Raw genomic sequence first — 7,223 nt, 5'->3', positions numbered from 1 at the left:
AATTGTCAAGGTTCTTATGTTACTTGCGGGTAATCCTCTACCCATTTCAGGGCTAGTTTCTACCCAACGAATCGCACGCCCGGTCTAAAACCATAGCTGTTTGGCTCAAAAATTGCCTCCCATTCCGGCTAAGCGTGCGGATTTTACTACGGCTTGTAAGGCTCTGTCATACATTACAGGTATACCCAGCGGGCGTTTTTCATTACTTCCTGGTTTTGGTATCCAAACCCTTCTAGTCGGTTGGGATTTTCCAGTTAGTTTTAATTCCCTTGCCAGTTCTAGACGAGCTGCTGGGGATAAGCTTTTTAGCCCGTCCACTCCTGCCGTCTTTTTACCAGTATTGTCCTGAGTCACCCTTCTTACTGACAAAACCCTATTAGACCAAGACCTCATCAGCGTCTTCTGAAGTTTACGAACTTTTTTGACATCTCTACAACGGGAAGCAGCGAAAATGCGTTTTTGCAACTTGAAAACATATCTTTCAGCTTGACGCCAATTAATAGCTTTCCATCCCTCTGTATTTGTTTCCAAATCAGAATTAGGTTTGTTCATTACTAATTACACCTTTTCACTAATCACCTTCGCGGTTTACGTCTGCATATCCTGGGCGTTACCCCATCCCTTTTTCGGCATTACCTGTTACTTCAGGTTAGGCATTAGCTTTTTAAACCATCCCAGCCTTTCGCAGCGTGTAGCCTGACAGCCTACCTCAACAATTGTTTTGAAGAGGAACATACAAAAGGATTACTTCGTTCCTACTGCTCATTGATTAAATCCGTTAGGGTTTGTCTTTCCGCCGGGGTTCTAGGTGGTGCGCTATCTCGGTAAATGAATCCTGATAGTCCTTACCCTTGTCAGATATTTCTGACCCAGAAGCTCAGATTTTTCTGAGAGAGCTTATATCCTCTGGTACTTGGGTTACGACGGTTGTATCGACAATTCGTTAGCTTACGCTTCTACCCCACGACTTCATTACTTTCGTAATGATTCGGTTATAGGATTTTTGCTTGCGGTGTCGGTATTCAGCTATCCCGATAGCCCGCGTTCACCCTCGCTTTACACCAAGGTTGTCAATCTTTGTGTAGAGGAAACCAAATTTAACTTTGGTTCTCTGTGTGCTTTCAATCACGCACCATGATGTCAGGACTTGGTTTATTCTGGATTTTGGTTATGATGTTGGCGTATACCTTATCTTTCCCACTTTCCCCTAGTTTTCTTAGCTAGATGCTCGACTAGGTTTCCTCACCTGCATGAGTAGTAAGTTGTCATCGGTGAGGGATTAAAGTGCGAACTCCAACCCTGATTGGGTTTACCCCACCGTTGCTAGTCATCCCCCCTTTCGGGTTTCGGCTAAACGAATCGCACCATTTTCCCCACAATAAAACGCCGTAGCGGGAATCTTTCTGTTGTAGGAACTATGGATGATAGTACCGCGAAGGAAATTTTGTATACCCTTCATCGGGCTGCAAAGACGCCCACATCATAGCTGTACTCAGCTTGATGTGGGAGTATGTCACCTCTAACGTACAATAACTAATAACTAATAACCCACAACTACCACTGTGGCTCGGAAGCCATCAAAGCAGTCGCAGCCTCGCTCGGTAACGGCTTAGCAAAAAAATAACCCTGACCGTATTCGCAGCCGATCGACCTCAACCTAGCTAATTGTGCCGCCGTCTCCACACCCTCAGCAATCACATCCATACCCAAAGCATGAGCCAGCGCCACAATCGTCCGCACGATCGCCACATTCTCCCCCTCGCTTTCGATCTCCATCCGCCCCACAAACGACTTATCAACCTTCAAAGTATCCGTAGGAAATCGACTTAAATAACTCAACGACGAATAACCCGTGCCAAAATCATCAATTCCCAACTTGACATTAAGCTCCTTCATGTGCTTCAAAACCGCGATCGCCGACTCCACATCCTCCATCACCACACTCTCAGTAATCTCCAACTTCAAACTCTCGGCACTCAAACCCGTTGTTTCCAAAATCACCTGAATGCGATCGACCAAATCCGGCTGGGCAAACTGCTTCCCAGATAAATTTACACTCATAATCAAAGCTCGATCGAAACCAAACATTTCCTCCCACAGCCGCAACTGCCGGCAAGCCTCCTCCAGCACCCACTCACCCAGCGGCACAATTGCCCCCGTTTCCTCAGCCACGGGAATAAACTTCATCGGCCCAATCAAACCCCGCAGCGGGTGTTGCCAGCGTACCAAAGCCTCAAACCCAATAATCCTCCCGCTTGCCAAAGATACAAACGGCTGGTAATGCAGCAAAAACTCCTGACGCTTGAGGGCCATCCGCAAATCAGTTTCCAACTGCAACCTCTCCACCGCCAAAGCGTGCATCGAAGCATTAAACACCTGATACCTTCCCGTTCCCAAAGCCTTCGCCCGGTACATCGCCGTGTGGGCGTCCCGCAGCAAGTGTTCCGGCTGTTCGCTGAGATTAGCAGCGGGTTCGCCCCCGATGGCAATCCCGATGCTTGCCGTCACAAACACCTCCTGCCCCTTCAACTCAAAAGGCACAATTAAAGCTTGGTGAATTCGAGTGGCCAAATCCACGGCACTAGCAACATCAACATTCCTCACCAAAATCGCAAAATCATCACCCCCCACCCGCGCCACAGTATCTGCACGGCCAATACTTGCCCTCAACCGCAGCACCACCGCCATCAGCAGTTCATCCCCCACCAAATGGCCCAAAGAATCATTAATCACCTTAAACCTGTCTAAATCCAGAAACAGCACCGCAAACAGATAGCTGCGGCGGCCCCTAGTATTGGCGATCGCCCGCCCCAGGCAATCCACGAACAAATCCCGGTTAGGCAAACCCGTCAGAGAATCGTGAAAAGCATCGTAAAGCTTCCTGTAAGCACTGACACCCACACCAGTCACCACCAAACCTAAAGCCGGCGACACCAGCGGCACCCACCCGCCCCCAGTAAAAATCCCATAACTAATCCCCAACAAACCCATCAATGCAGCACCCCCAGCCAATCCCGCCCTCCCAGGATGCTGAATCCGCCAAGCCAAAACCCCGCCAACCATCGCCCAAGCACAGTTCCACAAAATTTCCGCCCATTCTGGCCACACCCAAAACAGCGATCGTCCATCCAAAACCGCACTCAATATTTGGCTGAGCATGTGCGCGTGCAGCAACACCCCCGGCATTTTCGGACTTTGCTTTTTAACCGGGCTGTAAGGCGACAAAAACAAATCTCTGGTACTCGGTGCCGTCGTCCCGATCAACACAATCTTGTCCTTAACCCAGCTTGGTTCAATTTCTCCCTTCAATACCTGCCTGATACTGACTTGTCGCGCCACCTCGTTCGCAGAACGGTATTTGAGCAGAATTTGGTAGCCTTTGGCGTCGAGATTTGCATAGCCACCACTGTCAGAAGTTAAAGGCACAAATTCTGCCTTTCCCCAGTTGATTTTGTGGGGATGAACAGCGCTATTTTTCTGCTGTACTCTGTCTTTGAGATACAGCAAAGCCACTTGCAGAGAAAACGATAAAGCAATCTTTTTGTCTGGTTGCGAGACTGAGAGCAAATTGCGGCGTACAACACCATCAGGATCGAGCACGAAGTCGTTAAAACCAACCCGATCGCGCGGTATCCCCGGAGGCGCAGGCACTCCCGGACTTTCTGAATCGCTCAATTGGTCGATCGCCACAACATTCGGTGCTTTCAGCGCGGCCAGCAATTCTTGGTGTCCCGGCGCTTGAGGCAAATCCCGGTACAAATCCAAACCGATGACTTTTGGCTGATACTTTTGCAGTTTTGTCAAGGTTTGAGCGATCGTCTTGTCGGAAATCGGAAATCTCCCCAAAGCTTGAATATCGGCTTCAGAAATTTCCACTACCAGCAGCCGCGGATCGGGGCCGGAATCTGGCTCCAAGCGCACTAACGAGTCAAAACTCCCCAATTCCCAGCTTTGCAGGCCTCCCAACTGCCGAACTCCCATATTCAGCAGCGTTACAGTCGCGCCCACAAGCATTGCAGGCAAAATCCTGACCCGTCGGTTTTGAGAACTCAGGTTGAGGCCAGTTGCCACAGACATGACATATCGAAGATTTCGAGAGAATTTGGCAGTCACAGAAAAAATATGTCGGTGCAAATTAGCTTTGCACAAGTCTGTTCTAACAGAATTGAGCTTAATATGAGATTGAATGTAATTTTTTCAGAACTTGTGCCGCAACCGAGTTTCTTTAAGCTAATTACTCGATGCAGGCAAAGTATTTCTCGAATGGGAACCTGGTTTTTGAAGATTTGCCGACAAATCCTGTCTTTCATTCCTTGTTTACCCAAATTCGCACAAGCGTTAAAATTTAGTCGATCGAACTTTCAGGATATTTTTGAGATTATGGCGAATCAACTTCCGATTCCGGTGATTGTTAACGGTGCTGCAGGCAAAATGGGCCGCGAAGTAATCAAGGCGATCGCCCATGCTAGTGACATGACTTTATTTGGAGCTGTAGACCGCTCCCCGTCGTGCCTCAACGCCGATGCCGGGGAATTAGCCGGATGCGGCCCGTTAGAAGTTCCCATCACTGACGACTTGCAAGGAATGCTGGTATTAGCAGCTCAGGAAAAGCAGTTAGGGGTGATGGTAGATTTTACGCACCCTTCGTCAGTTTATGAAAACGTGCGATCGGCAATAGCTTACGGCATTCGTCCAGTAGTCGGCACTACCGGATTGAGCAGCAAGCAAATTGAAAACTTAGCTGAATTCGCTGATAAAGCGAGCACTGGCTGTTTGATCGTACCCAATTTCTCGATCGGCATGGTTTTGCTCCAACAAGCCGCCGTCACGGCATCTCAGTATTTTGAACACGTAGAAATTATCGAGCTCCACCACAATCAAAAAGCCGACGCCCCCAGCGGCACAGCGATTCAAACTGCCCAAATGCTAGCAGAAATGGGAAAAACTTTCAATCCGCCAGAAGTTGAGGAAACGGAAAAATTAGCCGGTGCTCGGGGTTCAGTGGCCGATGAAGGGATTCGCATTCACAGCATCCGTTTACCCGGTTTAATTGCCCACCAAGAGGTAATTTTTGGTGGCGCCGGTCAAGTTTATACTTTACGACATGATACGAGCGATCGAGCTTGTTATATGCCCGGAGTGTTGCTGTCTATACGCAAAGTCTTGGAATTGCGATCGCTCGTTTACGGCCTGGAAAAAATACTGTAGGTAATTGGTAATTGGTAATTGGTAATTGGTAACTTGTTACTACTGCCAACTGCCAACTGCCAACTGCCAACTGCCAACTGCCAACTGCCAACTGACTAATTATGCTAATTCCCTTAACCCGCGAAACCTTTCAAGAACTAATTCCCGCCGTCGCCACGGGAGCGCAATACAAATATATCTGGGGAAAACCGCCCGATTTTTTGAGGCGAATGTTAATCTCGGCAGTCAGCGTAGTTTTCCTCCTCGTAGTTTATAACTTCGCCGGTTCCGATGTCGCGCCGCTAGTTTTAATCACCGGATTGATAGCTGGTTTGTACTGGCTGTGGGGGCCGATTTTGTGGGCGAGTTTGCGGAATGCAGAATGCCGCAAATATCAATACTGCGGTTTTTGGCAAGGACGAGTTTTGGATATATATATTACAGATGAAGTCACAAGTCAAGAAGAAACAGTCAATCAAAAAGGACAACTCGTAATAGTTGACAACCTAGAACCGCGAATTAATTTAGAAGTCGGCGACAAAACCGGATTTACTACTACACTGCGAGCTCCCTTGCGGAAAGATCACCAAGGAATTGTCCCCGGCCAAGCTGCTTTAATGTTAATTATGTCCAATCAAGAAGATTTAGGCAGAATTGCCAAAGTTTCAGATATTTATATTCCCAGCCGTGACGTGTGGGTGAGCGACTATCCTTATTTACGCAGAGATTTGTTTGTCGAGATGAGCCAACAGATTAAAAAAGGTAGGAAAAAAGACCGCGATCGCACTAATCAAAGCAGAGATGTAAAAAGGCGATCGCCCGCTGATTATTAATCTGGATAGTAGCGACAAATTTAAGAGCGATCGCCAGTTAAACTTAGGACAAAATTCACTCTTATACCAGCTAATGCCTACGGTTCTTCAGGTTGGCCCCTACAGTTTCATCTTTTTTAGTTCCGATCGAGGCGAACCAGCCCACATTCATGGGGAGCATCTCATATTTGCAAAAACACTTCTTTCTTCTTCCTTGTGACTCTTTTCTCCTGGCTCCTGACTCCTGACTCCTAATTCCAATTTCGAGCTTTGCTGCTTTCATTGAGATGCTCCCACATTCATGTTAAGCGCGATCGGCAACTTGCCAAATTTTGGATGAATCCTGTATCTCTAGAAAAAAATCGAAGCTTCAAAGAGCATGAATTAAACCAGATAGCTCATCTTGTAGAGGAATACTAACAAACATTGTTGGAGGCTTGGGATGACTACTTTGGTACTTGAAACAGAACCCCTCTTGACATCCACCCCGGCCGTACCGCGGGATTCCATCTATTCAAGCCAGTCAAAAATTGACAATTGCTTAAATTCTGGTGGGTTGACGCTTCTTTGGGTGCTGCTATCCTGGGATAGTCTTATGCTTCCTCCACGCCCGTTTAAAGTCTCCGAAAGTCCTCCGGCGACTAAAATGTTAGTTGCGGCGTTAATATCCCTATCATGAGACGTGCCACAGTTGAGGCAAATCCATTCTCGAATTGAGAGATCTAATTTCCCGATTTTAAACCCACAACAAGAGCAGGTTTTAGAAGTCGGTTCCCATCTATCAATGACTCGAAAATCTCTGCCATATTTTTCTGATTTTGCTTCTAGGAAAGTTCTAAATGTTCTCCAACCTAAATCAGAAATTGCACGGGATAATTGGCGGTTCCTAACCATTCCTGACACATTTAAGTCTTCTAACACAATCGTTTGATTCTCACGAATGAGTTGAGTTGATAACTTGTGCAGGATATCTGTGCGAGTATCAGCTAGTTTAGCGTGAAGTTTAGCTAACCGCTTTCGATAAAATTCATGTCGTTTAGATCCTTTGGTTTTCCGAGATAGAGATTTAGATAACTTTTTCAGCTTCCTAATCCTTTTCTTTAGGGGTTTGGGAGCTTTTATTTTTTGTCCGTTACTCAGAGTTGCACAGGGTAATCGCATCTTAATTTCGATGTCATTGTCAAGAAGATTGGCTTGACATTTGACAGAGGGATTCAACGAAAA

At 47.0% G+C, this 7,223-nt stretch carries 5 protein-coding genes and 1 pseudogene; 3 read left to right on the top strand and 3 right to left on the bottom strand.

The window, feature by feature from the left end; translation table 11 throughout:
• Positions 1-77: 77 nt before the first annotated feature.
• Both QT992_RS32560 and QT992_RS32555 read right to left on the bottom strand, forming a co-directional pair.
• Positions 78-552, bottom strand: a pseudogene (locus QT992_RS32560) (reverse transcriptase N-terminal domain-containing protein); the annotation flags it as partial.
• 1,002 nt (positions 553-1,554) lie between these two features.
• Entirely contained in the window at positions 1,555-4,077 is a 2,523-nt protein-coding gene (locus QT992_RS32555; RefSeq protein ID WP_333322389.1) for an EAL domain-containing protein, read from the bottom strand.
• Between the two features lie 303 nt (positions 4,078-4,380).
• Here QT992_RS32555 and dapB point away from each other — a divergent pair, with 303 nt between their 5' ends.
• The 3 genes from dapB to QT992_RS33825 all read left to right on the top strand — a co-directional run bounded on the left by dapB (position 4,381) and on the right by QT992_RS33825 (position 6,419).
• Positions 4,381-5,208, top strand: a complete 828-nt coding sequence (gene dapB / locus QT992_RS32550; RefSeq protein ID WP_333322391.1) for a 4-hydroxy-tetrahydrodipicolinate reductase — start codon at positions 4,381-4,383, stop codon at positions 5,206-5,208.
• A 101-nt stretch (positions 5,209-5,309) separates the two neighbouring features.
• Positions 5,310-6,020 (top strand): phosphate ABC transporter permease, encoded by a 711-nt coding sequence (locus QT992_RS32545; RefSeq protein WP_333222443.1) that lies wholly within the window; start codon positions 5,310-5,312, stop codon positions 6,018-6,020.
• 249 nt (positions 6,021-6,269) lie between these two features.
• On the top strand, positions 6,270-6,419 hold the full coding sequence (locus QT992_RS33825; RefSeq protein WP_445305396.1) for a DUF4160 domain-containing protein: 150 nt from the start codon (positions 6,270-6,272) through the stop codon (positions 6,417-6,419).
• 90 nt (positions 6,420-6,509) lie between these two features.
• Here the strand turns inward: QT992_RS33825 and QT992_RS32540 are convergent.
• Positions 6,510-7,223, bottom strand: a 714-nt coding sequence (locus QT992_RS32540; RefSeq protein ID WP_333342913.1) for an RNA-guided endonuclease TnpB family protein, incomplete at its 5' end; no start/stop codon positions are given.

The organism is Microcoleus sp. T3_D1 (assembly GCF_036700405.1).
Lineage (GTDB): Bacteria > Cyanobacteriota > Cyanobacteriia > Cyanobacteriales > Microcoleaceae > Microcoleus.
Note: the sequence above shows the minus strand (reverse complement) of the source record. Positions and strands in the feature narration are given on the sequence as shown.